The organism is Pseudomonas sp. BF-RE-22 (assembly GCF_019956155.1).
Lineage (GTDB): Bacteria > Pseudomonadota > Gammaproteobacteria > Pseudomonadales > Pseudomonadaceae > Aquipseudomonas > Aquipseudomonas migulae.
Genome location: NZ_JAHBDD010000006.1, coordinates 80,927 through 106,354, shown reverse-complemented (window position 1 = coordinate 106,354; position 25,428 = coordinate 80,927). Strand labels below are relative to the sequence as shown.

Annotated in this window: 28 protein-coding genes; 17 read left to right on the top strand and 11 right to left on the bottom strand. The window is 60.3% G+C overall.

Features of this window, described 5'->3' with window-relative positions:
* Positions 1–120 precede the first annotated feature (120 nt).
* The 3 genes from KGA82_RS04485 (at position 121) to KGA82_RS04475 (ending at position 3,121) form a co-directional block, all read left to right on the top strand.
* A complete protein-coding gene (locus tag KGA82_RS04485; RefSeq protein WP_223449710.1) occupies positions 121–744 on the top strand; it encodes a TetR/AcrR family transcriptional regulator in 624 nt (207 codons plus the stop codon).
* Between the two features lie 8 nt (positions 745–752).
* The gene (gene mug, locus KGA82_RS04480; RefSeq protein WP_223449729.1) at positions 753–1,271 is read left to right on the top strand and encodes a G/U mismatch-specific DNA glycosylase; all 519 of its coding nucleotides are present in this window, start codon (positions 753–755) and stop codon (positions 1,269–1,271) included.
* A gap of 134 nt (positions 1,272–1,405) precedes the next feature.
* Positions 1,406–3,121 (top strand): amidase, encoded by a 1,716-nt coding sequence (locus tag KGA82_RS04475; RefSeq protein WP_223449709.1) that lies wholly within the window; start codon positions 1,406–1,408, stop codon positions 3,119–3,121.
* Positions 3,122–3,133: 12 nt separating this feature from the next.
* On the opposite strand, the gene KGA82_RS04470 is transcribed toward KGA82_RS04475, so the two are convergent.
* On the bottom strand, positions 3,134–4,033 hold the full coding sequence (locus KGA82_RS04470) for a LysR family transcriptional regulator (protein WP_008044962.1): 900 nt from the start codon (positions 4,031–4,033) through the stop codon (positions 3,134–3,136).
* A 228-nt stretch (positions 4,034–4,261) separates the two neighbouring features.
* On the opposite strand from KGA82_RS04470, the gene KGA82_RS04465 reads away from it, so the two are divergent.
* Genes KGA82_RS04465 through KGA82_RS04455 form a run of 3 tightly spaced genes read left to right on the top strand, consistent with a single transcriptional unit; the run spans position 4,262 to position 6,855 of the window.
* On the top strand, positions 4,262–4,960 hold the full coding sequence (locus KGA82_RS04465) for a CoA transferase subunit A (RefSeq protein ID WP_008026716.1): 699 nt from the start codon (positions 4,262–4,264) through the stop codon (positions 4,958–4,960).
* Positions 4,961–4,996: 36 nt separating this feature from the next.
* Entirely contained in the window at positions 4,997–5,662 is a 666-nt protein-coding gene (locus KGA82_RS04460; protein ID WP_008026717.1) for a CoA transferase subunit B, read from the top strand.
* A gap of 11 nt (positions 5,663–5,673) precedes the next feature.
* Positions 5,674–6,855 (top strand): acetyl-CoA C-acetyltransferase, encoded by a 1,182-nt coding sequence (locus KGA82_RS04455; protein WP_223449708.1) that lies wholly within the window; start codon positions 5,674–5,676, stop codon positions 6,853–6,855.
* A 98-nt stretch (positions 6,856–6,953) separates the two neighbouring features.
* On the opposite strand, the gene KGA82_RS04450 is transcribed toward KGA82_RS04455, so the two are convergent.
* Positions 6,954–7,556, bottom strand: coding sequence for an NADPH-dependent F420 reductase (locus KGA82_RS04450; RefSeq protein ID WP_223449707.1), 603 nt, complete (start codon positions 7,554–7,556; stop codon positions 6,954–6,956).
* A gap of 112 nt (positions 7,557–7,668) precedes the next feature.
* On the opposite strand from KGA82_RS04450, the gene KGA82_RS04445 reads away from it, so the two are divergent.
* Positions 7,669–8,562, top strand: a complete 894-nt coding sequence (locus tag KGA82_RS04445) for a LysR family transcriptional regulator (protein WP_223449706.1) — start codon at positions 7,669–7,671, stop codon at positions 8,560–8,562.
* Between the two features lie 91 nt (positions 8,563–8,653).
* Here the strand turns inward: KGA82_RS04445 and KGA82_RS04440 are convergent, their stop codons facing one another.
* Complete coding sequence (locus KGA82_RS04440) at positions 8,654–9,973, bottom strand: Nramp family divalent metal transporter (RefSeq protein WP_223449705.1); 1,320 nt, start codon at positions 9,971–9,973, stop codon at positions 8,654–8,656.
* Between the two features lie 220 nt (positions 9,974–10,193).
* Positions 10,194–10,727 carry a chalcone isomerase family protein gene (locus KGA82_RS04435; protein ID WP_223449704.1) on the bottom strand — a complete coding sequence of 178 codons (534 nt, stop codon included), beginning with the start codon at positions 10,725–10,727 and terminating at the stop codon, positions 10,194–10,196.
* 157 nt (positions 10,728–10,884) lie between these two features.
* Here KGA82_RS04435 and KGA82_RS04430 point away from each other — a divergent pair, with 157 nt between their 5' ends.
* The 3 genes from KGA82_RS04430 to KGA82_RS04420 all read left to right on the top strand — a co-directional run bounded on the left by KGA82_RS04430 (position 10,885) and on the right by KGA82_RS04420 (position 12,791).
* Positions 10,885–11,676, top strand: coding sequence for a hypothetical protein (locus tag KGA82_RS04430; protein ID WP_223449703.1), 792 nt, complete (start codon positions 10,885–10,887; stop codon positions 11,674–11,676).
* Positions 11,677–11,760: 84 nt separating this feature from the next.
* Complete coding sequence (locus KGA82_RS04425; RefSeq protein WP_008026724.1) at positions 11,761–12,435, top strand: glutathione S-transferase family protein; 675 nt, start codon at positions 11,761–11,763, stop codon at positions 12,433–12,435.
* A gap of 29 nt (positions 12,436–12,464) precedes the next feature.
* Positions 12,465–12,791 carry a putative quinol monooxygenase gene (locus KGA82_RS04420; protein WP_223449702.1) on the top strand — a complete coding sequence of 109 codons (327 nt, stop codon included), beginning with the start codon at positions 12,465–12,467 and terminating at the stop codon, positions 12,789–12,791.
* Between the two features lie 49 nt (positions 12,792–12,840).
* Here KGA82_RS04420 and KGA82_RS04415 read toward each other — a convergent pair whose 3' ends face one another.
* On the bottom strand, positions 12,841–13,212 hold the full coding sequence (locus KGA82_RS04415; protein ID WP_223449701.1) for a DUF6124 family protein: 372 nt from the start codon (positions 13,210–13,212) through the stop codon (positions 12,841–12,843).
* 490 nt (positions 13,213–13,702) lie between these two features.
* On the opposite strand from KGA82_RS04415, the gene KGA82_RS04410 reads away from it, so the two are divergent.
* Positions 13,703–14,263 carry a hypothetical protein gene (locus KGA82_RS04410; RefSeq protein WP_192228759.1) on the top strand — a complete coding sequence of 187 codons (561 nt, stop codon included), beginning with the start codon at positions 13,703–13,705 and terminating at the stop codon, positions 14,261–14,263.
* Positions 14,264–14,266: 3 nt separating this feature from the next.
* Here KGA82_RS04410 and KGA82_RS04405 read toward each other — a convergent pair whose 3' ends face one another.
* The 3 genes from KGA82_RS04405 to KGA82_RS04395 all read right to left on the bottom strand — a co-directional run bounded on the left by KGA82_RS04405 (position 14,267) and on the right by KGA82_RS04395 (position 17,259).
* Entirely contained in the window at positions 14,267–14,983 is a 717-nt protein-coding gene (locus KGA82_RS04405) for an alpha/beta hydrolase (RefSeq protein ID WP_223449700.1), read from the bottom strand.
* Between the two features lie 181 nt (positions 14,984–15,164).
* The gene (locus KGA82_RS04400) at positions 15,165–16,277 is read right to left on the bottom strand and encodes a succinylglutamate desuccinylase/aspartoacylase family protein (RefSeq protein WP_223449699.1); all 1,113 of its coding nucleotides are present in this window, start codon (positions 16,275–16,277) and stop codon (positions 15,165–15,167) included.
* A 202-nt stretch (positions 16,278–16,479) separates the two neighbouring features.
* The gene (locus KGA82_RS04395; RefSeq protein WP_192228756.1) at positions 16,480–17,259 is read right to left on the bottom strand and encodes an ABC transporter substrate-binding protein; all 780 of its coding nucleotides are present in this window, start codon (positions 17,257–17,259) and stop codon (positions 16,480–16,482) included.
* A gap of 162 nt (positions 17,260–17,421) precedes the next feature.
* On the opposite strand from KGA82_RS04395, the gene KGA82_RS04390 reads away from it, so the two are divergent.
* On the top strand, positions 17,422–18,072 hold the full coding sequence (locus tag KGA82_RS04390; protein WP_263290625.1) for a type 1 glutamine amidotransferase: 651 nt from the start codon (positions 17,422–17,424) through the stop codon (positions 18,070–18,072).
* A gap of 124 nt (positions 18,073–18,196) precedes the next feature.
* Here KGA82_RS04390 and KGA82_RS04385 read toward each other — a convergent pair whose 3' ends face one another.
* Entirely contained in the window at positions 18,197–18,631 is a 435-nt protein-coding gene (locus KGA82_RS04385; protein ID WP_223449698.1) for a rhodanese-like domain-containing protein, read from the bottom strand.
* 101 nt (positions 18,632–18,732) lie between these two features.
* Here KGA82_RS04385 and ftrA point away from each other — a divergent pair, with 101 nt between their 5' ends.
* Positions 18,733–19,707, top strand: coding sequence for a transcriptional regulator FtrA (gene ftrA, locus KGA82_RS04380; RefSeq protein ID WP_223449697.1), 975 nt, complete (start codon positions 18,733–18,735; stop codon positions 19,705–19,707).
* 121 nt (positions 19,708–19,828) lie between these two features.
* Here ftrA and cobF read toward each other — a convergent pair whose 3' ends face one another.
* Positions 19,829–20,584 carry a precorrin-6A synthase (deacetylating) gene (gene cobF / locus KGA82_RS04375; RefSeq protein ID WP_008044931.1) on the bottom strand — a complete coding sequence of 252 codons (756 nt, stop codon included), beginning with the start codon at positions 20,582–20,584 and terminating at the stop codon, positions 19,829–19,831.
* Positions 20,584–21,156 (bottom strand): histidine phosphatase family protein, encoded by a 573-nt coding sequence (locus KGA82_RS04370; protein ID WP_223449696.1) that lies wholly within the window; start codon positions 21,154–21,156, stop codon positions 20,584–20,586. Before KGA82_RS04370 ends, cobF begins: the two co-directional genes overlap by 1 nt.
* Before the next feature lie 543 nt (positions 21,157–21,699).
* Here KGA82_RS04370 and KGA82_RS04365 point away from each other — a divergent pair.
* The 4 genes from KGA82_RS04365 to KGA82_RS04350 all read left to right on the top strand — a co-directional run bounded on the left by KGA82_RS04365 (position 21,700) and on the right by KGA82_RS04350 (position 25,302).
* Entirely contained in the window at positions 21,700–22,716 is a 1,017-nt protein-coding gene (locus tag KGA82_RS04365; RefSeq protein WP_223449695.1) for an arginine N-succinyltransferase, read from the top strand.
* A 61-nt stretch (positions 22,717–22,777) separates the two neighbouring features.
* Positions 22,778–23,812 carry an arginine N-succinyltransferase gene (astA, locus tag KGA82_RS04360; protein ID WP_008026743.1) on the top strand — a complete coding sequence of 345 codons (1,035 nt, stop codon included), beginning with the start codon at positions 22,778–22,780 and terminating at the stop codon, positions 23,810–23,812.
* A gap of 146 nt (positions 23,813–23,958) precedes the next feature.
* A complete protein-coding gene (locus tag KGA82_RS04355; protein WP_008026744.1) occupies positions 23,959–24,828 on the top strand; it encodes an oxaloacetate decarboxylase in 870 nt (289 codons plus the stop codon).
* Positions 24,829–25,125: 297 nt separating this feature from the next.
* Positions 25,126–25,302, top strand: a complete 177-nt coding sequence (locus KGA82_RS04350) for a hypothetical protein (protein WP_223449694.1) — start codon at positions 25,126–25,128, stop codon at positions 25,300–25,302.
* The last annotated feature ends 126 nt before the right edge of the window (positions 25,303–25,428 follow it).

Sequence of the window (25,428 nt, the reverse complement as noted above, 5' to 3'; positions counted from 1 at the left end):
ATACCCCGATCGAGCTCCGCTACAACAAACCCGCAAGCAAGGAATTTCTGGTTCCTTAATTTTGTGCGATGGTGTAAGAATATAGCCACGCCACCCCCAGACTCAAGGATTTTGTACGACATGGCACAAAATAAAACTACCGAGGGCAAAGGACGCGGCCGTCCTCGCGCCTATGACCCGCAGACCGCCTTGCAGCAAGCGCTCGGTGTGTTTTGGAACACCGGCTATTCCGGTGCGTCTCTGGACAGCATCGCCAGCGCAGCCGGGATGAACCGGCCGAGCCTGTACGCCGCATTCGGTGACAAGCACGCGCTCTATATCAAAGCGCTTGAGCAGTATTGGGAGTTCGCCGCCGCCGCCATGCACGAGGCGCTGACGAGCGAAGAGCTGACGTTGCGCCAGGCATTGATGCAGTTTTACGAGGGGCAGTTATCGATCTACTTCTCGGGTGACGGCCAACCCCGTGGTTGCTTTGCGATTGGCACGGCGACCACCGAAGCCGTCGAAGATCCGGAAATTCGCGATGTACTGTCGGATCGACTCAGCCGACTGGATGCCGACCTCGAAGCGCGTCTGCGCGTGGCCATTGATAAAGGAGAGCTCAAGGACGATGTCGACGCTGCGGCCCTCGCCGTGCTCGCCTCCTCCCTGCTGCACAGCATTTCCATCCGTGCGCGGGCGGGAAAATCCCGGGCGGAACTGACCGGGCTGGTAGGCAATGCGGTCAATGTGATCTGCGGTTGAGCGACGTCATGACGGGCAACAGACTCGAAGACATACTTGCAGAGCATCTCGAGGTGGTTTTTTGTGGCATTAACCCCGGCATGATGGCCGCCGCCCAAGGGCATCATTTTGCGGGCCGCAGCAATCGCTTCTGGCGCACCCTTCATCTGGCCGGCTTTACGCCGCAGGAAGTTCGCCCGGAAGATGACCGGACAATCGTGCAGTATCACTGTGGATTAACCGCCGTGGTGGAGCGGCCAACGGCGCGCGCGGATCAGTTGTCGGTGGATGAATTCATCGCCGCCGCTGCGCAGTTTGAACAGAAGATCGCGCACTATGCGCCACGCTGTGTGGCTTTTCTCGGCAAGGCCGCCTATGGCGCGTTGTCCGGCCAGCGCAACGTGGTCTGGGGGCTTCAGTCGCAGACATTCGGTAACGCCTCGGTCTGGGTCTTGCCCAACCCCAGTGGCCGCAATCGCGCTTTCAGCCTGGATCAACTGGTTGACGCGTATCGACAACTCTATCTGGCCCAACTTGGTGTTAAATAGCACGCTGTCGCGTAATGCAGTGCAACGAGAACGGATATGAGAACCCATTTTGAGAATAGTGATGCCCCTGAGCCAACGCTCCCGCGTGATGGAAACATTCAACCCGTCACCCCTCAGCAGCCGGTGGTAAGCGCATGATCGAAGTCACTGAAGTGTCCATTGCCGAACTGCGCGCGGCGCTCGAATCCGGGCAGACCACCGCGGTCGAGTTGGTGCAGGCCTACCTGGCCCGGATCGATGCCTACGATGGCCCAGACACCGCCACCGCGCTCAACGCCGTGGTGGTGCGCAATCCCGAGGCGTTCAATGAAGCGCGGGCGTCCGATGCCCGTCGGGCCAAAGGTCAAACGCTGGGGCCGCTCGATGGCATTCCCTATACCGCCAAAGACAGTTATCTGGTCAAAGGGCTGACCGCCGCCTCTGGCAGCCCCGCTTTCGCCCACCTGATTGCCTATCGCGATGCGTTCACCATCGAACGGCTTCGCGCCACGGGTGCGATCTGCCTGGGCAAAACCAACATGCCGCCAATGGCGAACGGCGGCATGCAGCGCGGGGTCTATGGCCGTGCCGAAAGCCCGTACAACGCTGACTACCTCACCGCCCCTTTCGCCTCGGGTTCGTCGAACGGCGCCGGGACGGCGACCGCCGCCAGCTTCGCGGCCTTCGGTCTCGCGGAAGAAACCTGGTCGAGCGGTCGCGGTCCGGCCTCGAACAACGGTTTGTGCGCCTACACGCCGTCGCGCGGGGTGATCTCGGTGCGCGGCAACTGGCCGCTGACGCCGACCATGGACGTCGTCGTGCCCTTCGCCAGAACCATGGCCGACCTGCTTGAAGTGCTCGACGTGGTGGTGGCGGAAGATCCCGACACCCGTGGCGATCTGTGGCGGCTGCAACCCTGGGTGCCGATTCCGAGCGTCGCCTCGGTGCGCCCGGTGTCCTATGCCGAACTTGCGGCGAACACCGATGCACTCGCCGGCAAACGCCTCGGCGTTCCGCGCATGTACATCAACGCCGATCCCGACGCAGGCACGAGCGACGCACCGGGCATCGGTGGGCCGACGGGGCAGCGCATCAACACGCGTCCATCGGTGATCGGGCTCTGGGAAGAGGCCCGCAAGGCACTTGAAGCGGCGGGCGCCGAAGTGATTGAAGTCGACTTCCCGCTGGTCTCCAATTGCGAGGGTGATCGTCCGGGTGCGCCGACGGTGTTTACCCGAGGTCTGGTGTCAAAAGAGTTCCTGCACCATGAGTTGTGGGACCTGACGGCCTGGGCATTCGATGATTTTCTGCAGGCCAACGGCGACCCGAAATTGAACCGTCTGGTCGATGTCGACGGGCCGCTGATTTTCCCGCACGACCCGGGAACCCTGCCCAACCGCGAGGGCGACCTGGTCGCCGGCATGGACGAATACGTGCGGATGGCCGAGCGCGGCATCACCCCGTGGGATCAGATCTCCACAGTGCCTGATGGCTTGCGCGGGCTGGAAAAAACCCGTCGAATCGACCTGGAAGACTGGATGGATCGGCTGGGGCTCGATGCGGTGCTGTTCCCGACAGTGGCCGACGTTGCGCCGGCGAATGCCGATGTCGACCCGGCCTCTGCGGACATCGCCTGGAGCAACGGCATCTGGGTGGCCAACGGCAACCTCGCCATCCGGCATTTGGGTGTGCCAACGGTCACCGTACCGATGGGCGTGATGCCGGACATCGGCATGCCCGTCGGCCTGACGTTTGCCGGTCGCGCCTACGACGATTCGACGCTGCTGCGCTTCGCATCGGCATTTGAGTCGACGGGGACCAAGCGCCTGATCCCGCCTCGAACCCCACCGTTGTCGGCCGCTAAAAAGTAGAGCCGAGCGGTTTCACAGGGCAAGGCGTTGGTCGAAGTGTTCTTCCTTGAGAATATCGAACAACGCCTGCGCCGCCGCCGACAACTCCACCCCAGGCTTGGTCAACACCCCGATCGCCCGTTCCACCACCGGGTCACGCAGGGTAATGCACCGTGCGCCCAACTCGCGCATCTGCCCGGCACACAACGCCGGCACCGCGCTCACCCCCAGGCCGCTGGCGACCATTCTCCCGACTGTCGCCAACTGATGGCTTTCAAACTCCACCGGCAACTTCATCCCTCGCGCTTGCAAGTGCTCCTCCAGCATCACCCGCACCGTCGAAGGTCGCTGCAAGGTAATGAAAGGCTCTTCAAGCAACGTCTGCCAATCAATGTCTTCGCGCCCTGAAAAAGGCGAATCGAACGGCACCACCGCCACAAACCGGTCCCGGTACAACGGCGTGAATTGCAGCGACGAACTTTGCGTCGGTTCAAACGCTACGCCCAACTCGACCTGCCGATCGCGCACCATTTCCAGCACCTGCTCGTTGATCACGTCATTCACCGTGACGTTGACCTTGGGATAGCGTGCGCGAAACGTCTTGAGGATCGGCGGCAGCAGGTTGCCGGCAAACGACGGCATCGCCGCCAGCGTCACGCGCCCGCGCTGCAAGGTAAAACGCTGGCGCAGTTCGTCCTCGACATTGTCCCAGTCCGCGATCAATCGGCGGGCCAACGGCACAAGGGATTCACCCTCGGGCGTCAGCGCCACGTTGCGCGTGTTGCGGGTAAACAGCCGCCCGCCCAGGCCCTCCTCCAGCGCCTTGATGGTCAGGCTCAGCGCCGATTGCGACAGGTGCAATCGTTCGCAGGCGACGGCAAAGCTCAGACTCTGGGCCACCGCCAGAAAGGCGCGGATCTGCTTGACTGTCATAGGCTAACTGCTCCAGTAATGAGCGCAGGTGCTTTCTGTAGGAGCATGGCTTGCCCGCGATGGCGTCCTGGAGATCGTCATCGCGGGCAAGCCATGCTCCTACAGGATTTATTGGTGAGTTTTATCTATCAATCAACCTTAAAAATCAACTTAACAAATAAATCCTCCAGCGAGACACTCCATCCCATACGGCTAGCCAGCCGCCCACAAAGAATAAAAGAGGTGCATATGGCAGGTTTCGACAAGCGCGTGAGTTCCTACGAGGAAGCTCTGGCAGGTCTTGAAGACGGCATGACGGTAATCGCTGGCGGCTTCGGCCTGTGCGGCATTCCGGAAAACCTGATCGCCGAGATCAAGCGCAAAGGCACCCGTGACCTGACTGTGGTTTCCAACAACTGCGGCGTCGACGGTTTCGGTCTCGGCGTGCTGCTGGAAGACCGGCAGATCAAAAAAGTAGTGGCCTCCTACGTTGGCGAAAACAAGCTGTTCGAAGACCAACTGCTGAAAGGCGAAATCGAAGTCGTCCTGACCCCCCAAGGCACCCTCGCCGAAAAAATGCGCGCGGGCGGCGCCGGCATCCCGGCATTCTTCACGGCTACTGGCGTCGGCACCCCGGTCGCCGAAGGCAAGGAAGTGCGCGAATTCCACGGTCGCAAGTACCTGATGGAAGAATCCATCACCGGTGACTTCGCCATCGTCAAAGGCTGGAAAGCCGACCATTTCGGCAACGTCATCTACCGCCACACCGCCCAGAACTTCAACCCGCTGGCCGCCACCGCCGGCAAGATCACCGTGGTCGAAGTCGAAGAAATCGTCGAACCCGGCGAGCTGGACCCGGCGCAGATCCACACCCCTGGCATCTACGTCGACCGGGTCATTTGCGGCACGTTCGAGAAGCGCATCGAACAGCGCACCGTGCGTAAGTGATCCCCTGCCCCCGGACCGAATGAAGGAATAACAACAATGGCACTTTCCCGCGAACAAATGGCTCAACGCGTCGCCCGCGAAATGCAGGACGGCTTCTACGTGAACCTGGGCATCGGCATTCCGACCCTGGTCGCCAACTACATTCCCGAAGGCATGGAAGTCATGCTGCAGTCGGAAAACGGCCTGCTCGGCATGGGTCCATTCCCGACTGAAGAAACCATCGATGCCGACATGATCAACGCCGGCAAGCAAACCGTGACTGCGCGTACCGGCGCGTCGATCTTTTCCTCGGCCGAGTCCTTCGCGATGATTCGCGGGGGTCATGTCGACCTGACTGTGCTGGGCGCTTTTGAAGTCGACGTACAAGGCAACATCGCCTCGTGGATGATCCCCGGCAAACTGGTCAAGGGCATGGGCGGCGCGATGGACCTGGTGGCCGGCGCAGACAACATCATCGTCATCATGACCCACGCGTCCAAGGACGGTGAGTCCAAGCTGTTGTCCCAATGCAGCCTGCCGCTGACCGGTGCCGGTTGCATCAAGCGCGTACTGACTGACCTGGCGTATCTTGAAATCGAAAACGGCGCGTTCATTCTCAAAGAGCGTGCGCCGGGCGTCAGCGTCGAAGAGATCGTCGCCAAGACTGCCGGTAAACTGATCGTGCCGGACCACGTTCCGGAAATGCAGTTCGCTGCCCAGTGAGGAATCATTCCATGCAAGAAGTCGTCATTGTCGCCGCCACCCGTACTGCCATCGGCAGCTTCCAGGGCTCGCTGGCCAATGTGTCCGCCGTAGACCTCGGTGCTGCGGTGATCCGTCAGTTGCTGACGCAAACCGGCCTGAACCCGGCTGAAGTCGATGAAGTGATCATGGGCCAGGTGTTGACCGCCGGCGCCGGGCAAAACCCTGCGCGTCAGGCCGCAATCAAGGCGGGCCTGCCGTTCACCGTGCCGGCCATGACCCTGAACAAGGTCTGCGGCTCGGGCCTCAAGGCCCTGCACCTGGCCACCCAGGCGATTCGCTGCGGCGACGCCGAGGTGATCATTGCCGGCGGCCAGGAAAACATGAGCCTGTCCAACTACGTCATGCCCGGTGCGCGCACCGGTCTGCGCATGGGGCACGCGCAAATCGTCGACACCATGATCAGCGACGGTCTGTGGGATGCGTTCAACGATTACCACATGGGCATCACCGCCGAGAACCTGGCTGAAAAGTACAGCCTGACTCGTGAGCAACAGGACGCCTTCGCTGCGGCCTCGCAGCAGAAAGCCACGGCCGCCATCGAAGCCGGGCGTTTTGCCGATGAAATCACGCCGATCCTGATTCCGCAGCGCAAGGGCGATCCGCTGTCCTTCGCCACCGATGAACAGCCACGCGCCGGCACCACCGCCGAAGCCCTGGGCAAACTGAAACCGGCCTTCAAGAAGGACGGTTCGGTGACTGCCGGTAACGCCTCGTCGCTGAACGATGGCGCCGCCGCCGTGATCCTGATGAGCGCGGACAAAGCCAAGGCCCTGGGCCTGCCGGTGCTGGCAAAAATCGCGGCTTACGCCAACGCGGGCGTGGACCCGGCGATCATGGGCATCGGCCCGGTGTCGGCCACTCGCCGTTGCCTGAGCAAGGCCGGCTGGTCCATCGACCAACTGGACCTGATCGAAGCCAACGAAGCCTTCGCCGCGCAATCCCTGGCGGTGGCCAAGGACCTGGAATGGGACTTGAACAAGGTCAACGTCAACGGCGGCGCCATCGCCCTCGGTCACCCGATCGGTGCGTCGGGCTGCCGTGTGCTGGTGACTTTGCTGCATGAAATGATCAAGCGCGACGCCAAGAAAGGCCTCGCCACCCTGTGCATCGGTGGTGGTCAGGGCGTGGCACTGGCGATCGAACGGGCTTAACGCGTTCAACGGACGGCGCGGGGACCCACGAAGATCCGCGCCATCCGGCAACAACCCCGGTGTGACAAACGTCGCACCGGGTTCCGGCGAACCGTGTTTCAGGCGAACTTCACGAGGTTCAACACTGGCAACGGCCCACCCGGAAACTGCGCCAACCGCGCACCGACACTCAACTCCCCAAGATCAATCCCGAAGAAGCCCAAGCGCTCGGTCAACGCAACCACCTGAGCTTTCGCCTCGGCATCATCGCCCGACACAAACAGCACCCGCCGACCGCCCTCCGCCGCCGGATCACTCTCCAGCAAGCGCGCCGCCAGGTGATTGAACGCCTTCACCACCCGTGCCCCTGGCACCCATTCGGCAAACACTTCGCTGGACGTACGGCCCTGCAAATCCACCGCCTTGAACGACGGCGCCTCAATCGAGTTATTGGCGTCGATCACGATCCGCCCGCCGAAATCGGGCAAACCAGCAAGTGCAGTCGGTAACTTCGACCAGTTGACCGCCACCAGAACGATTGGCTGGGCGGCCGCTTCTTCACGGGTGCCGGCGCGTGCCGTCGGGCCGAGCTCCGCCACCAGGGCGGCCAAGGTCTCCGGACCACGACTGTTGGCGATGACGACTTCGATGCCCTGACGGGACAAGGCTCTGGCAAACGCTGAACCAATGGCGCCAGCGCCGATGATGCCGATAGTACTCATGGTGATTCACTCCAAGGGGTTGTCGTTGGCGTGAATACTGCGCTTGTCATTAGCCCTTGATTAGCGGGTAATGGCTTGAATGATTTTCAAGCATTCATAGCAGGTGCCAGCCGTGGAAACCCTCGCCAACCTCGAATCTTTTGTACGCAGCGCTGAAACGGGCAGTTTTTCCGCCGCGGCACGTTTGCTGGCGCTGACACCCGCCGCGGTCAGCCGCAACGTGGCGATGCTGGAGCGCAATATGGGTGTGCGGTTGTTTCAGCGTTCGACCCGCAAGCTGTCGCTCACTGAAGCCGGTGAGGGATTTCTGGCCGGCATCGGCGACAACCTGGAGGCGTTGCAAGCGGCGATCAGTGCCGTGAGCAGCGATCGCGGGGAGCCGGCCGGTGTGCTCAAGGTCAGCCTGGCGCCGACGTTTGGCATCGGTCATGTGCTGCCGTTGTTGCCGCAGTTCCTGGCGCGTTATCCGTTGATTCGGCCAGAGTGGCACTTCGAAAATCGCCAGGTGGATTTGATTGCTGAAGGTTATGACGCGGCCATCGGCGGCGGCTTCGAACTCACGCCAGGGGTCATCTCACGGACATTGGCGGCGGCGGATATCGTCGCGGTGGCCTCACCGGTCTACCTGGCAGGACGCACGCTGCCGCGCACGCCGGCCGACCTGATCGGACACACCGGCATTGTGATGCGCGGCATTCGCACCGGGCGGATTCGTCAGTGGGTGATGCACGATCGAGCGGGCCATGAAGAGAGCGCCGGTCTGAACGAAAACATCGTGCTCAACGATCCCGCCGCCATGCGTGAGGCAGCGCTCCTGGGTCTGGGGGTGACGCTGCTGGTATTGCCGGATGTCGTCACACACATCCAGCGCGGGGAACTGGTGCGCCTGCTGCCGGACTGGCACGCCGATGCGGGGCCGATCTCGCTGTATTACCCGAGCCGGACGCTGATGCCGGCCAAGACCCGGGTGTTTATCGATTTTGTGGTTGAGGCGTTTCAGCGGTAGACCGCGTCATCGTTCATCGCCGGCAAGCCGGCTCCTACAGGTTCACCATGTCCTTGTAGGAGCCAGCTTGCTGGCGATGAGGCCAGCCCCGTCACCCAAAAAACTGAAAGATCAACCAACTATTCGCCCCACTGATCACCGCAAACAACCCCCACGCCAACACCCGCGTCGGCAATCGATTCACAAACGGCCCCATCAACTTGTGATCATTGGTCATGCGAATCAACGGATACAACGCAAACGGCAACTGCAAACTCAGCACCACCTGACTCAACACCAGCAGCTTGCCAATCGCGTTATCCCCCATCAGCCACACACCGATAAACGCCGGGATCAACGCCAGCCCCCGGGTAATCAACCGCCGTTGCCAGCAGGGAATCCGCAGGTTGAGGTAACCCTCCATGATCACTTGTCCGGCGATGGTGCCGGTGAACGTCGAACTCTGACCGGACGCCAGCAACGCGACGCCGAACAGCACGCTGGCCAACGCGCCGCCCACCAGCGGGTCGAGCAAGTGATAGGCGTCCTGAATGTCCACCACATCGGTGTGCCCGGTCTTGTGGAAGGCCGCGGCCGCGAGGATCAGGATCGCCGCGTTCACCAGCAGCGCCAGTGCCAGGGAACCGATGGTGTCGATGCGCGCCAGTTTCACCGCGTCCTGCTTGCTGGCCAGGTCCTTGCCGATCATCCGGGTCTGTACGATCGAGGTGTGCAGGTACAAGTTATGCGGCATGACCGTGGCCCCGAGAATCCCGATGGCCAGGTACAGCGGCGCCGCATCGCCGATGGCCGACAGTGACGGTGTAAAACCCCGTGCGACGTCCGGCCAGTAAGGCTTGATCAGCAACAATTCAACGAAGAAACACACACCGATGGTGCTCACCAGCACCAGCATGATCGCTTCCAGTCGGCGGAAGCCACGGTTCTGCAGGGCCAGCACCAGCAGCGTGTCGAACGCTGTGAGGGCGATACCGACGCTCAGCGAACAGCCCAACAGCAGATGGAACGCCAGCGCACAGCCGAGCACTTCGGCGAGGTCGGTGGCGATGATCGAGATTTCCGCCAGCACCCATTGGGTCCGTGCGGTCCGCGTGCTGTAGCGCTCGCGGGACAACTGCGCCAGATCGCGCCCGGTGGCAATGCCCAGACGCGAGCACAAACACTGCACCACCATCCCCGCCAGACTCGCCAGCAACACCACAAACAACAGGCTGTAACCAAACCGCGAACCGGCCTCGATAGCGGTGGCCCAGTTGCCCGGGTCCATGTAGCCGATGGACACCAGCAAGCCCGGGCCGGCGAAACGCAGGGCACGTTTGAAAAATGACGCGCGAGGGTCAACGGCAACGCTGCCCGCCACTTCCGGCGGACAAAACGGCGCAGTGGCGACTTTGGGCAAACTGAATTTCACGCAAACATTCCAGAAAACAGGCGGGAGGGCGCAGCTTAGACGTTTCGCGCTTTTCGGTGTACAGACAAAACGCAAAGATCGCCGCTGCGGCCTTTGCTTTTGTAGGAGCGAGCCTGCTCGCGATGGACGTTAACGATAACGCGTGCATCCAGATTAAACGCGGTGCCCTTGAATCCATCGCGAGCAGGCTCGCTCCTAAAATATCAGCGGCGGGTGATGATCAGGGCTTGGCAATGCCCAACAACTGCTCCCGCAACTCGGGATTGCTCGTACGCGGATCAAGCCAGATATCAAAAAACGCCCGGGCGAACATCGGGTCCGTCACCTCGTACTGCAACTGCGGGCCGACAAAAAAACGTGCGCCCTGCCCCGGCAAGTAAACCCCGATGAGTCGGGTCCCGGCCTGCACATCGACAAACGCCTGCTGCATCTGCGCCTGCCATGCCGCGAGTTGCCCGACACTCACCGATGTGCCCGACAGTCGTTTGATTTCTTCGACGCTGGCCTGGACCAGATCGTCCCGGGAAATCCTGCGCTGATAAATCAGCTCCAGGGCGAACGGCTGGTCGCTCGCAAATGGCTGCGCGGCGCTCCACAGACGAGCGTTGTAGATATCGAAACCGAACATCCGGAACTCACCGGTACCAACGATTTGGGCGCCAGGCAAAGACTCCTGCCAGTTAGCCAACGCGTGGTTGCCCAACAATACCAACAGCCACAGGGTATGACGCAGAGGTGATCGTGGTCGGGTCATGATCGGCTCGATTCAGCGCGTATGGGTTCTGTTACTTATACGCATAAAGTGTTGCTGTACAAGCTTTCAACTTTGTATACAAAAACAGCTAATCCTTAGAGCAATCTACTTGTCGCAATGCTAACGTTGCCGCTTCGCTAAGGTCGGAGGCGCCTACGTGCTGCTGCTCAAACTGCTGGTCATCCCCGGGTTTCTCTTACTGATCTCCCTCGCGGGCAAACGCTGGGGCCCGAGTGTCGCCGGTTGGCTATCGGGGTTGCCGGTGGTGGTCGGGCCGATTCTGTTCTTCCTCGCCATCGAACAAGGCGAAGTGTTTGCCGCACAATCGGCGACCGCCGCGTTATCCGCGATGTTCGCGATGATTGCCTTCTGCGTAACCTACGCCCAGGTCGCCCAACGCGCGGGATGGCCTTGGGCGCTGACGGTTTCGCTGCTGGTCTGGGCGACAGCGGCGGTGGTGCTGTCGGTGATTCCACCGTCCCTGGTGTTCTCGGTGATCGCCGCCGCGACCGCGCTGCTGGCGGCGCCTTACCTATTTCCCAAGGTGCAGCCGATCGTCTCCGGCCCGGCACCGAAGTCCGACAAATTGCTGCTGCGCATGATTGCCGGCGCCCTTCTCACTCTCGCGGTCACCTGGCTCGCCAGCACCGTCGGCGAACGCTGGAGCGGCCTGCTCGCGGTGTTCCCGGTGCTGGGCAGCGTGATGGCGGTGTTTTCCCAGCAAACCCGTGGCCCGGCGTTTACCGCCGCCTTGTTGCGCGCCACGGCCACCGGCATGTATTCGTTCAGCGCGTTCTGCCTGGTCCTGGCGCTGACCTTGCCGGGCATGGGCCTGAAGGCCTTTGGCCTGGGCGTCGCGGTGTCGGTAGCCATGCTTGGCGTCACCCGGCGCCTGTTAGCCAATCCGGTGGCAACGCCCGCAACCCGTTCAACTATTTCGAACGAGTAGAACAACAACCCCGTACGTCAATCGAACGGGTTTCGCCCACTATCAGCCTCAGTTCCTGACCAACCACTGACTGAGGCCTACACCATGAAATTCTTTTTCCACCCTTCGCCAAACCCGATGAAAGTCGCCCTGCTGCTCGAAGAACTGCAAACGCCGTACGAATTGATCGGCGTCGACACCTTCAAGGGCGAGCAACACCAGCCAGCCTTTCTGGCGATCAACCCGAACGCCAAAGTGCCAGCGCTGGTCGATGGCGACGCCACCGTGTTCGACTCCCAGGCGATCCTGTTGCACCTCGCGCAAAAACATCAGCGCTTCCTGCCGACCTCCGTTGCCGGCCAGGCCGAGCTGCTGTCGTGGCTGATGTTCATCGCCACCGGCCTGTCGCCATTCTCGGGTCAGGCGGTGCACTTCCTGCACCACGCCCCGGAAGACCTGGCCTACGCAAAAAACCGTTACCTCAAGGAAGTCGAACGTCATTACCGCGTGCTCGATCAGCGCCTGGCCGACCATCAATACCTGGCCGGCGACACCTACAGCATCGCCGACATGGCGCTGTGGGGCTGGGCCAATTACGCGCCGTACATCCTCGGCGAAAACGGTTTGGCGGCGTACCCGAACGTCAAGCGCCTGTTCGATGAAATCAGCGCTCGCCCGGCGGCCGTACGTGCTCACGGCCTCAAAGAGAAGCTGGTACTGAAAGCGGAATTCGACGAAGAAACCCGTCGCAATCTGTTCCCGCAGAACCAGGCGCAGTAATCCATTCCCCCGCATGCGAAGGTGATGAAATGAGTGATCAAGCCGCGTTTATCGTTTACCTGCCAGCCAAACCGGAACGCTTCGCCGAAACAAAGGAGCGCCTGCTGGATGTGGTGCACCAGATGTCAGCCGAGCCGGACTTCGTCAACACCTGGGTCCACCAGTTGCAGGACGAGCCGAACACTCTGGTGCTCTACGAAACCTGGAACTGCAGCAAGGAAGACTTCATCACCCGTCACCTGAGCAAGCCGTATCGCCAGGACTACGAAAAGCTGTTGCCGGAGCTGTTGGCCAGCGACCGTCGGATCGAGTTTCTGGACGTGATCGAGAGCTACCCGGTGCGCCGCGACGTGTAACGGCATAAATCCCGTGGTGAGGGCCAGCCTCTCACCACGGGCATCCCTATTACTCGGCGGCGTCGAGTTTATCCATTGCCTGGTTCACCGCCAGCTCCCCAAGCATGATGACCTGCGCAATGCCCAACAGCGAATTGCGACGGGTCCCCTCCATATGATCCGCCAGGTCCATGGCCATGACATTGGCCGATGCCAGCGACTCGCACGCATGGCTGAGCAGGGTCTGGACATCGAGTTCCGGATTGACGCTGAACATGCTGTCGAGTTGCCTTGGCGTGGCGTTGATCAGGGCAATGTGCGCGGCAGGATTGGCGTAAAAGTCGAGGGCGAGTTTGATGGTCTCTTTGAGCTTCTCTTGGTCAGCGTTTTGGGCTGGAGCGGACAGGTCCGGGCTGGGGGGATTGGGTGTTGGTTTGGGCATAGATGGAACTCCGATGCTACTTAGAAGGAGCCATCAACCTCTCGCTACCAAACGGAGGGTGGCGGCCATACGAAGGTTGGTAGACCGGGCATCGGAACCGGCGCCCCCGAAGGAGCCCTGCGCATGGCCACCATAAAACGCAGCCCTGAGAAAGGGCCGAACAAGGTGACGCTATGCGTCGATGCTGAGGGTCTACCAAACCCGATCACTGTTTTTCAGCGACCGGAAAACAATAGAACCCACCCCAAAAGCGCACAAGCCGGCGGATTCTTACGTACCTGTAGGCAACGACGCAAGGTGTTGTAGCTTTCATGAAGTAACGCTGAGCGCGGTTAAACAAGCCTTCGTAAATACGTTGATTCGCTGTAAACGCGAGGTTCAAAAGCTTTTCGCTCACCAGAACCCGACCGCCCGTTAGCCCACACTGGAATGCGTCACGATCTCCATGGGATGATCGCCCCCCACCGCGAGACCACCCTGGAGATTTTGAATGTCACTGTTGAGTAAAAAAGCCGTTGTCCTGCTGCTGGCAGCAGTTGCCAGCCTGGGGGCTTTGAATGCACAGGCGGCTAAAGAGACAGCGCCCGCGCAGAACGTCTCGATGCTGGGCGGAAAATTCAAATTCAACCTGCCCAAGGGCTTCGTTGCCAACCCGCTGCCGGCGGACGCGACCGGTGCGAGTGGCACCATGTACACCAACGCAACCACGAAAACTGTGGTGATTGCCGCTGAAAACACCATTCCTGGTGGCGTCAACGCCAAGGACAACGACGGTGAGTTCCTCGATACCACGGCGTCCGACTTCGCCACTCAACAAGCCAAGGCACTGCCGGATTTCACCAAGCTCAGTGAGAAAAGCCTGACCCAGAAAGGCACCGGCCTCGGTCTGCGGGAGATCGACAGCATCGCCACCCAGGGCGGCGGCAAGACCCTCGATACCACGCTGATGGCCGCCTCGGGCACGCGCATGGCGCTGGTAAAGGTGATTTCCCGTCTCAGCGACAACGCCGGCCACGAAGCGCTGGTTAAACAGATCGTCAGCGGCAAGTAAGGCTCAGGGGTTGAGGCGCTGCAACCAGGCGCTCAAATCCTGCATTTCGGCAGCACTGATGTTGTGGCCAACACCTGGGTAGGCATGAAATTCAGGCTTGAGTGACAGGCTCTGTAACAGGTTGTTCGCCTCGGTGCCGTCGTTGAACGGCAGGCGTTTGTCCGCTGTGCCATGCCCGATGAAAATCGCCAGTTTCTGAAGTTTTTCATCGGGCTTGAGCTCGGACTTGAGCACCGGCAAGATCCGCCCGCTCAACGCCGCGATCCCGCCCACGGCTTCGGGATGACGCAACGCGACCTCGTAAGACATGATCGCGCCCTGGCTGAAGCCCACCAGGAAAACCTTGTTCGGTACTGTGTGATATTTCTTCGCAGCCTGTGCGACGAAATCCAGCAACACCGGGCCGCTGGCCTTCAGATCATCCGTCTCGCCGTTGTAGGCACCTTCTCCCTTCTTGCGAAACCACTGATAGCTGCCCTCCTCCATGACCATCGGTGCGCGCACCGACAGGTAGTTGTAGTGGACAGGCAATTCATCCTTGATGCCGAACAGGTCCTGCTCGTTACTGCCGTAGCCGTGGAGGAAAATCACCAAGGGTTGATTGACCGATTCGGGGTTGGCCTGCTCCAGGTATTTGAGCGGCAGATCGGTGTGCAGCGGGGTTTCAGCGTGGACGGCGGCGGACGCCAGGAGTGTCAGCAGAGCGAGAACCTTCAACATAAACCTTCCTTCACAGAGCGCAGGATTCGGGGTTGAGCCTAACATTTCCTGTTGCCGATGCACTCGCAGTGCTGCTGATACCGCTATCGCGAGCAGGCTCGCTCCCACAGGGGGAATGCATTTCAACTGTGGGAGCGAGCCTGCTCGCGATAGCGGTATCAGCGACACCAAAGCATCCCGGTCAATCGTTAATCAACTTCCCAACGCGGATCGGCTCGCGCCCCGCAACTTTCGCCTGCCACGTCCCCGGTTGCGTATACCGCCCGCGATCAATCGCAAACAACACGCCACTGGTGCCGGCGCACACGGTGGTCACCCGGTCGCTCAACGGGTCAACCACTTCAAACAACGCATCGCCCTTCTCGACCCATTCACCGGCCTCGCGCAGAAAACTGACCACGCCATGATGCGGCGCAAACAGGTATTCCGTGCCTTCAAACGGCATGCCTTCACAGCATTCACTCGGTGCGGCCGGCCAGGTGCCTTTGATAAAACCCTGTTCGGCAAGGAAGCCGAGAATGGCCTCGCAATTGGCCTGAGCCTGATCGACCCGGGTATCGCCCATGCTGCCCAGCTCCAGCGTTGTCGCCAGGTTGGCCGGTGGAATCGCCGCCTCGGGGAATGCCTTGGCCAGACGCAACCATGGTGAAGAACAGGATTCATCGAAAGAACTGCCGCCGGAATCCTCACACAGCAGCGCAACGCCCGCCTTCAGCCGAGCCGCCAGGGACTTCCATTGCGACCAGTGTTGCGGCAGCGCATAAATATGAATCGCCGCTTCGAAATCGCAATGCAGATCAAGGGTGATGTCGGCATCGCAAGCATGGCGCAGCAGCAAGCGATGCATGGCTTCCAGCTGCGACTTCGGTGCAGGCAAACCGTCGAGAACCTGGCCCATGGCCTGACGAATCAACGCGATGTTGGCCTGGGCATCGGCGCCCAACTGATCGCCGATCAGCTCACCGACCGGCGCGCTCAGCTCAACGAACGAGCGGTTGAAATTCTTGCCACTGCCGAGTTCGAAACGGCCCATGTGGCTGCCTTGCAGGTGTTGGTCCAGGCCGATGGGATTGGCCACGGGAACCAACTCGATCACGCCTTGCAACTGACCTTGGGCTTCGAGCTCGGCCAGGCGTTTTTTCAGCTCCCACGCCGTGCGCATGCCCGGCAGTTCGTCCGCGTGCAGGCTGGCCTGGATGTAGACCTTGCGCGAGCCCGTGCCGTAACGAAATACGCTGAGGGTGCGTTCGGAGCCCAGGTGGCTCCAGGGCAATGGGTGGTCGATGCGTTGCATGAAACTACTCCTTCAATATCAAACACTGAGACCCCCTGTGGGAGCGAGCCTGCTCGCGATAGCGGTGTGTCAGTCAATGTTTTGCTGTCTGACCCAACGCTATCGCGAGCAGGCTCGCTCCCACAGGGTTCTCATTTCATTAAAGAGAACATAAAAAAAGTGGCAACCGTCTTCACGGTTGCCACTTTCTTATACGGCTGGATTACTCGCCGTAAACATCAAAATTGAAGTACTTGTCCTGCACTTGCTTGTACTTGCCGTTGGCACGGATTTCAGTGATGGCGGTGTTGAATTTGTCCGCCAGCTCTTGATCACCCTTGCGCACAGCGATGCCGGCGCCGCCGCCGAAGTACTTGGCGTCTTCGTAGGTTGGACCCACAAAAGCGAAGCCTTTGCCTGCGTCGGTTTTCAGGAAACCGTCGTCGAGGTTGACCGAGTCGGCCAGCATCGCGTCGAGGCGACCGGAGACCATGTCCAGGTTGGCTTCCTGCTGCGAGCCGTAACGCACCAGGACAATACCGGCCGGTTGCAGCACTTCAGTGGCGAAGCGGTCGTGAGTACTTGCGCGCAGTACACCGACTTTCTTGCCCTTGAGCTCGGTCAGCGGGTCTTTGACGTCGGTGCCTTCCTTCATCACGAAGCGCGCCGGGGTGTGGTAGTACTTGATGGTGAAATCGACGTTTTTCTTGCGGTCGTCGGTGATGGTCATGGACGACAGGATCGCGTCGATTTTCTTGACCTTCAGGGCCGGGATCAGGCCGTCGAACTCTTGCTCGACCCAAGTACATTTCAGTTTCGCCTGCTCGCACAGCGCGTCGCCGATATCGACGTCGAAACCGGTGAGTTTGCCGTCAGGGGTTTTCATCGAGAATGGCGGGTAACCGGCTTCGATACCGATGCGGATCGGCTTGGCGTCATCGGCCACAGCGGTCAGGGACAACATCGACAGTGCCAGGGCACCGAACATCACTAGCTTCTTCATTTATAACTCCTGTGGGCGGAGGCTTTTATTGGCAGCGTTCGATTGGTAGCGTTCGGTCAGCGCTTTTTTGTTGGAGAAAACCGAAGTGGCGGGCAGTCTAGAGCGGCTTCAGGCGCGTAAATTGTGCATATGCGACAAATACTTATAGAAAAGGCGAGCTGAATGAACGATGAGATTCGCACCTTGAACCTGATCCAGCACCACCCCGCCGAAGGACCGGGCGCAATTGCCGACTGGGCTGCCTCCCGGGGATTGTCGCTGAACGTCTACCGCGCCGACCTCGGTCAATTGCCGCCAGTCAGCGCGGAACCGGCGGTTTTATTGGGCGGGCCCTATGAGTCCAACGCCGGCCCCGCATGGCTGGAGGCTGAACGCCAGTGGCTCGCGCGCAGCCTGGAACAGGGCGCGGCGGTGTTTGCGATTTGTCTGGGGGCGCAGTTGTTGGCGCTGAGTCTGGGCGGGAATGTGCGGCGAATGGATCGGACCGAAACCGGCTGGACGCCAGTGCGCTTTGCCGATGGCCGGGTATTGAAGGTGCTGGAATGGCACGAAGACGCCATCGACTTGCCGCCCGGCGCGCAGCTACTGGCCAGCAGCGATCAGTGCGAGCAGCAGATGTATCGCGCAGGGCCTGCGCGGGTGGGTTTGCAGTTTCATCCGGAGTGGAATGCCGAATCGGTGGCAACGCTCAATGCACACTTTGCCGAGGAATCACCGCTGCCACGGGGGGCACCGGACAGCGCCGCCCATGCCGCCGTTTTTGACTGGTTGCAGGTGACGCTGGATGAGTGGCATTCGGCAATTGCTCGATGATCGCAACCTGTAGGAGCCGGCTTGCTGGCGATGGCGGTGGTTCAGTCGACATGTTCATCGCCTGAACGGTCGCCATCGTCGGAACGCCGCCCGCAGCAAGCCGGCTCCTACAAAAGCATTTACATCAGCATTCGCAGCCGATTGCGGTTGTGGCTGGCCGTTGCACCTCAGTGCTCAACTCAAACCCTTCATCCAGCCAACCGGTCACTCCGCCGATCATTTCCTTGACCGGGTAGCCCAGAGCCGCCAGTTTCACCGCGGCCTTGTTGGCACCATTGCAATGCGGCCCGGCGCAATACACCACGAACAGCGTGGATTTCGCCCAGGTTGCCAACCCTTCAGCAGTCAGCAGTCGTCCCGGAAAATTGATCGCGCCCGGCACATGACCACGCTCAAACGCCAGCGGACCGCGCACGTCCAACAGCACAAAATCCACTTCACCTGCCTGCTGGCTGCTGTGGACGTCGGAACAATCGGTCTCGAAGGTCAGACGGTTGCTGAAATGCATCAGGGCAATGGCCGATGGGGCAGCGGGAATGTTGCGGACCAGGCTGGTCATGAGCGGTACTCCTACGTTTGGGTGGGTGTGAGAAGACTTTATCCGCCGTGCACTTGCGGCTAAAGTGGCGCACAAGACACCTACCGGGAATTTTCCGCCAAATGCAGCCCAACCCTGGATTAGTCGCGATTCTGGCCTACGACGGCCTCTGCACCTTCGAATTCGGCATCGCCGTGGAGATCTTCGGCCTGGCGCGCCCGGAGTTCGATTTCCCGTGGTACGAGCACCGGATCGTCGCCGTGGATCAGGGCCCGATGCGCGCCATGGGCGGCATTCAGGTGCTGGCCGATGGCAGCATGGAACTGCTCGGCGACGCCCGAACCATCATCATTCCCGGTTGGCGTGATCGCAACGCTGCGGTGCCTGAAGCGTTGATCACCGCCCTGCGCCAGGCCCATGCGCGGGGCGCACGGTTGCTGTCGATCTGCTCAGGCGTGTTCGTCCTGGCAGCGACCGGTTTGCTCGACGGTCACGGTGCCACCACGCATTGGCGCTACACCTCGGAACTGGCGGCGCGCTTCCCGAACATCCTGGTGGACCCTGACGTGCTCTACGTCGACTCGGGCCAACTGATCACTTCGGCGGGCAGTGCTGCTGGTATCGATGCGTGCCTGCATCTGGTGGCACGGGATTTCGGCACCCAGGTGGCCAACTCGGTGGCACGACGGCTGGTGATGTCGCCGCAACGCACCGGCGGCCAGGCCCAGTTCATTCCGACGCCGGTCAGTCCTACGCCGCGCAGCGATCTTTCCCGCGTGATGCAGTGGGTTCGGGAGCGTTTGCATGAACCGCTGGAGGTCCGCGACCTGGCCAGCGAGGCGGCCATGAGTGAGCGGACATTCCTGCGTCGGTTTACCGAAGCCACGGGCATGCCGCCCAAAGCGTGGTTGCAGCATGAACGCCTGGCGCGGGCCCGTGAATTGCTGGAGAGCACGAGCAGAAACACCGACCAGATCGCCGAGCAGTGTGGTTATCGCTCGGTGGAAAGTTTCCGGGTGGCGTTTCGCAACGTGGTCGGCGTGCCGCCGTCGGTGTATCGGGAGCGGTTTGGGCGGGAGATTGAAGCGAAGATTTGAGGTGTGTTTGAGGGCCCCTTCGCGGGCAAGTCGGATCGCCGCACCGCTCGCTCCTACAAGGTATACGTGATCTTTGTAGGAGCGAGCGGTGCGGCGATCCGACTTGCCCGCGAAGGCGGTTTCATGGCTTACGCAAAAGGTACGTATCCATAATCCACCCATTAGCCAGCCGCGCCGCCTTGCGCACTCGCTCGATCTCGTCCGCCACGTCCTTGAGCTTGCCGCTGATGAGGATTTCATCCGGTGTCCCCAGGTAAGCCCCCCAGTAAATCTCTGTCTCCTGATCCGCCACCTGATGGTAGGAATCTTCCGCGTCGAGCATCACCACCAGGCTGTCGGCATCGCTCACCTGCCCTGCCGCCAGCCGGCGGCCCGTCGTGATTTCGAATGAGCGCCCGATCCGGTTCAGCGGCACTTTATGCTGGGCTGCCAATGCCTGAACGCTGGTGATACCGGGGATCACGTCGAACTCGAAGACGCAGCGACCGGACGCCAGAATCGCCTGCAAGATCCGAATGGTGCTGTCGTACAACGCCGGATCACCCCACACCAGAAATCCGCCACACTGGCCGTCGGACATTTCCTCATTGATCAGCCGTTCGAAGGTCAGCTGCTTGGCAAGGTTCAGGTCTTCCACACTGGCCTTGTAGTCCACCTCTCCGCGCTCGCGCTCCGGGCTGTGGGCTTCAACGAAACGGTAGGTGTGATCAGTGATGTAGCGCTGGCAAATCTCACGGCGCAGGTCGATCAGTTTGTCTTTGCTCTGGCCCTTGTCCATGAGGAAAAACACATCGACGAGGTTCAGAGCCTTCACGGCCTGCATCGTGATGTAGTCGGGGTTGCCGGCACCGATGCCGATGACCATCAGTTTTTTCATCAACAGGCTCCCTCAAGGTCTGTGCCCAACACACGTAAGCGCCAGCGACCATTGAAGCGCAATTCGATGGCTGACAGCGGTTCGACATCGATCAGATTGAACGCGGGACTTTGCAGCACATGGGTCAGCGCCGCGCGAATGACAAAAGGGTGAGTGATGGCAACGCAGTGCCCCGGTGTTGCCTCCAGGGTTTTCAGCCAGGCGGCCACCCGCTCGCCGAGTTGCGCTACCGACTCGCCACCGTGAGGCGCCGAATGCGGATCATCGAGCCAGCTCTGCAAGGTCTCGGGTTCGGATTGCTGCAGGTCGTCGATCCGCAAGCCATTCCAGCGCCCAAAATCACACTCCCTCAGCGCCTCGACAATCTCCACGTCATCGGCGAACAACCCGGCGGTTTGCCGGGTCCGCAATTCCGGACCGCAGAACAGGCGCGATGCCTTCTTGAGTCGGGAACCCAACGAACCTCTTGCCGATTGCCAATCCATCTCCACCGGCTCATCCGTAGGAAAACGCGCCAATTTCTGTGCGACGGTTCGAGCGTGGCACATCAGGGTCAAACGGGTCGCCTGCACGAAGGATCACTCGGTAAAAGGAAAGAAAAACAGCGTCACGCCGCCAACAATCACGCAATTGTGCCGTAAGAAACACGATTGGGGGCGTTTCGTTTTACCCCTTGCCAACGCTTGTCGCCCTTAAAAAACCGCTATCTCCGACACCCCTGTAAGCGAGGACCTACAAGGCTGAGCGACTTTGGTGTAGCCCCCGACATACGGGCATTTCGCCCCATTTTAGGGCCAGAAATGGCCGAGCAAAAATTCACTAGACATGGGGCGATCGTTCCATAAATACTGCCGTAACGGCTAATCTAAACAACACCCTCATCCAGCAGGAGCCCGGATGCCCGCTTCCAGCAACATGCAACACCGCCTCCGCACCCAGAACCCGACCGACAGTGTCAGCATGACGCTGCCTGCGGCAAGCAGCGACTGACTGGATAAGAAAAAGAGTGGCGCCTGGCAAACAGCATCAAGCGACCGCCGATTCAATGCGTGGAAACCGACAGTGATAGTCAGGTTCGTGCCAACCGCCGAACCCTTTGATACAGGAGTGCATCCATGCTGGTCTTACGCCCAGTGGAGTTAACCGACCTGCCCCAGTTGCAGCGACTGGCGCAAGAAAGCCTGGTCGGCGTGACGTCCCTGCCGGACGACACCGAACGCTTGCGCGAGCGGATTCTCGACTCCTGCGCCTCGTTCGATAAAAACGTGCAACAGCATGGCCCGGAAAACTACTTCTTCGTGCTGGAGGACCTGACCACCCGGCGCCTCGCGGGCTGTTCGGAAATCCTCGCCACTGCCGGTTTCGGCGAACCCTTCTACAGCCTGCGCAACCGGCATTTCACCAGCGCCTCGCGAGAACTGAACATCGAGCACGGCGTGCCGGCGTTGTCGTTGTGCCACGACCTCAGTGGCCACACCTTGCTGCGCGGGTTTCACATCGATGCGGCACTGGTGCGCACACCGTCCTCGGAATTGCTGTCACGGGCGCGCCTGATGTTCATCGCCGCGCACCTGCCGCGCTTTGCCGAAGCGGTCATCACCGAAATCGTCGGCTTCAGCGATGAAGAAGGACGGTCGCCGTTCTGGGATGCGCTGGGCAAACACTTCTTCGACCTGCCCTACACCGAGGCCGAGCGCCTTTGCGGGCTGGAGAGCCGGACATTTCTTGCCGAACTGATGCCGCAATATCCGATCTACGTGCCGATGCTGCCCCAGGCCGCGCGGGACTGCATCGGCCGTATTCACCCCGATGGCCAGGAGGCCTTCGATATCCTTGAACGCGAGGGGTTCGAGACCAACAGCTACATCGACCTGTTCGACGGCGGCCCGACCCTGTATGCACGGCTCGCCAACATCCGCACTATCGCGCAAAGCCAGAATGGCACCGCCACACCGGGCTCGACCATCGATGCCCGCGGACGCTACCTGGTGAGCAACGATTCACTGCGAAACTATCGCGCCATCGTCGCCGATCTGGACTACACCGCAGGGCAACCCGTGGTCCTCAGCGCCGAGATGTGCGAGGCACTGAATGTCACCGACGGCAGCCCGATCCGGGTGATCGCGCTGTGAGCATCATCGCGTCCAGTGCCCAACGACAGCGCTCGAACCTGCGTGTAGAAGGAGCTGCAAAATGATTGTCCGTCCGGTCCAGATCACCGACCTGCCCGCCCTGTTGGCGCTGGTCCGGCAGGCCGGCCCCGGCTTTACCACCCTGCCCGCCAGCGAGGACCGCCTGGCGCACCGGGTGCGCTGGGCGCAACGAACTTTCGCGGAGCAGGTTGAACGCGCCGATGCCGACTACCTGTTCGTGCTCGAAGACGACGATCAGCAAGTAGTGGGTGTCAGCGCCCTGACGGGGGCCGTTGGCCTGCGTGAGCCCTGGTACAACTATCGAGTGGGACTGACAGTCAGTGCGTCACCGGATCTGGGCATCCGGCGGCAAATCCCGACACTGTTCCTGAACAACGAAATGACCGGGCAATCGGAGATTTGCTCCCTGTTCCTGCGTCACGATCAACGCCACGGCAGTAACGGTCGATTGTTGTCGTTGGCGCGCTTGCTGTTTGCTGCCGAGTTTGCGCACCTGTTCGGCGAGAAGCTCATCGCCGAACTGCGTGGCAGCGCCGACGAGCAAGGCTGCTCGCCATTCTGGGACAGCCTGGGCCGGCACTTCTTCAAGATGGATTTCAACCATGCCGATCACTTGTCGGGGCTGGGCAGCAAATCGTTCATTGCCGAACTGATGCCACGCCAACCGCTGTATACCTGCCTGCTCACCGAACAGGCCCAGGCCGTGATCGGCAAGGCTCACCCGAATACCGAACCGGCATTGAAAATCCTCACCGCAGAAGGTTTCACGCACAAGGGCTACATCGACATCTTTGACGCCGGCCCGGTCATCGAAGCACCGCTGTCGAAAATCCGCACGGTGCGCGACAGCCAGGCGCTATCGCTGGTCATCGGCACGCCAGACGACCAGGCGCCGGTCTGGCTGATCCACAACCGCCGACTGGAAAACTGCCGCATCACCGCCGCCCCCGCCAGGCGGGTGGGCAACAGCCTGATCGTCGACCGGCTCACCGCCAAACGCTTGCAACTGCAACCCGGCAACTCGGTACGCGCGGTGCCGCTGCTCAATCAACAGCAGCAGGCAGCGGCGGCTTGAAGCAACCTCAGGCCTCTCAATGGCGGTTTCGATCAGGCCCGCTCTGCAAATTCGTCATCATTCTTCCCCCCTTAGCGTGATAGCCTTTTGTTTTTTCGGCGTTGACACTTTTGCTCAAGCCCTTCCATTCCATTGGTGGAACTCATATGTCCAGGCTTTCACATCAAGATTTGCGCCGTAACTTCCGTGAACTGTTCGCTTCCAAAACCTGCTATCACACCGCGTCGGTTTTCGACCCAATGTCGGCACGCATTGCCGCAGACCTGGGTTTTGAAGTGGGGATCCTGGGTGGGTCTGTCGCATCGCTACAGGTGCTGGGCGCACCCGACTTTGCCCTGATCACCCTCAGTGAGTTCGCCGAGCAGGCCACTCGCATCGGCCGTGTCGCCCAATTGCCGGTAATTGCCGACGCCGACCACGGTTATGGCAACGCCCTCAACGTAATGCGCACCATCGTCGAACTCGAACGTGCCGGCATTGCTGCCCTGACCATCGAAGACACCCTGCTGCCGGCGCAATTCGGCCGCAAGTCCACCGACCTGATCGGTGTCGCCGAAGGTGTCGGCAAGATCCGCGCAGCGCTGGAAGCCCGGGTCGACTCGGAAATGGCCATCATCGCCCGCACCCACGCGGGAATCCTGCCAGTACAGGAAATCATCAGCCGCACCCAGCAGTACCAGAAGGCCGGTGCGGACGGGATTTGCATGGTGGGCGTGCGGGACTTCGACCACCTCGAACAGATCGCCGAACACCTGAGCGTGCCACTGATGCTGGTCACTTACGGCAACCCGCTGCTGCGCGACGACAAACGTCTGGCGGAGCTGGGCGTGCGGGTCACCATCGACGGTCATGGCGCTTACTTTGCTGCGATCAAGGCGACTTACGACAGCCTGCGCGAGCAGCGGCAGATCCTCACCCAGACCTCGGACTTGAGCGCTACGGAACTGACGCATACTTATACGCAGCCTGAGGAATACATCCGTTGGGCAGAAGAGTTTATGAGCGTTAAAGAATGAGTTCTCTCTAACTTCGGCTCCAAAGACGACCTGTGATTCAGCCGGTAGACGCAATGTCACCGGCAAGTTTTCAAGGAATCTGGAGCCGTATGGCTTTTTTCTGTTCCTGCTGAAATACACACTCCAAAACAAATGCCAATATTTAATAACAACTCCAGAGTTGTTATTAAATATCGCTCCCTCTAACCTTAAAACCGCCAAGTAACAAAAACACTTAACCCTGAAATCAACAACCTAAAATCAATACCCCCCGAGATAGACTTTTCTCACCCAACCTACAACAACAAGGAAATACTGATGAACACAACCACTAGCAACTGGCACAAAACCCCTCTATTACGCGCCGAAGCCAAAGTTATTACCACACCAACAAAATGTGACAATGAAATTAACTGCAGCGGCATTATACCTCGCTACAACATGGCTAACATTTTCGAAATCAAAAACTTCTGGAACCTGCCCACCAAGAATTAATCCCTGATAACGCCTGGCGGACTTGCAATCACACAGGACGAGACCACGATGCAGAAAACAACCAAAAACTGGTCCGAGATACCGCTGTTTCACGCGGAAAAAAACAAAATTTTCGCTTCGACCAGA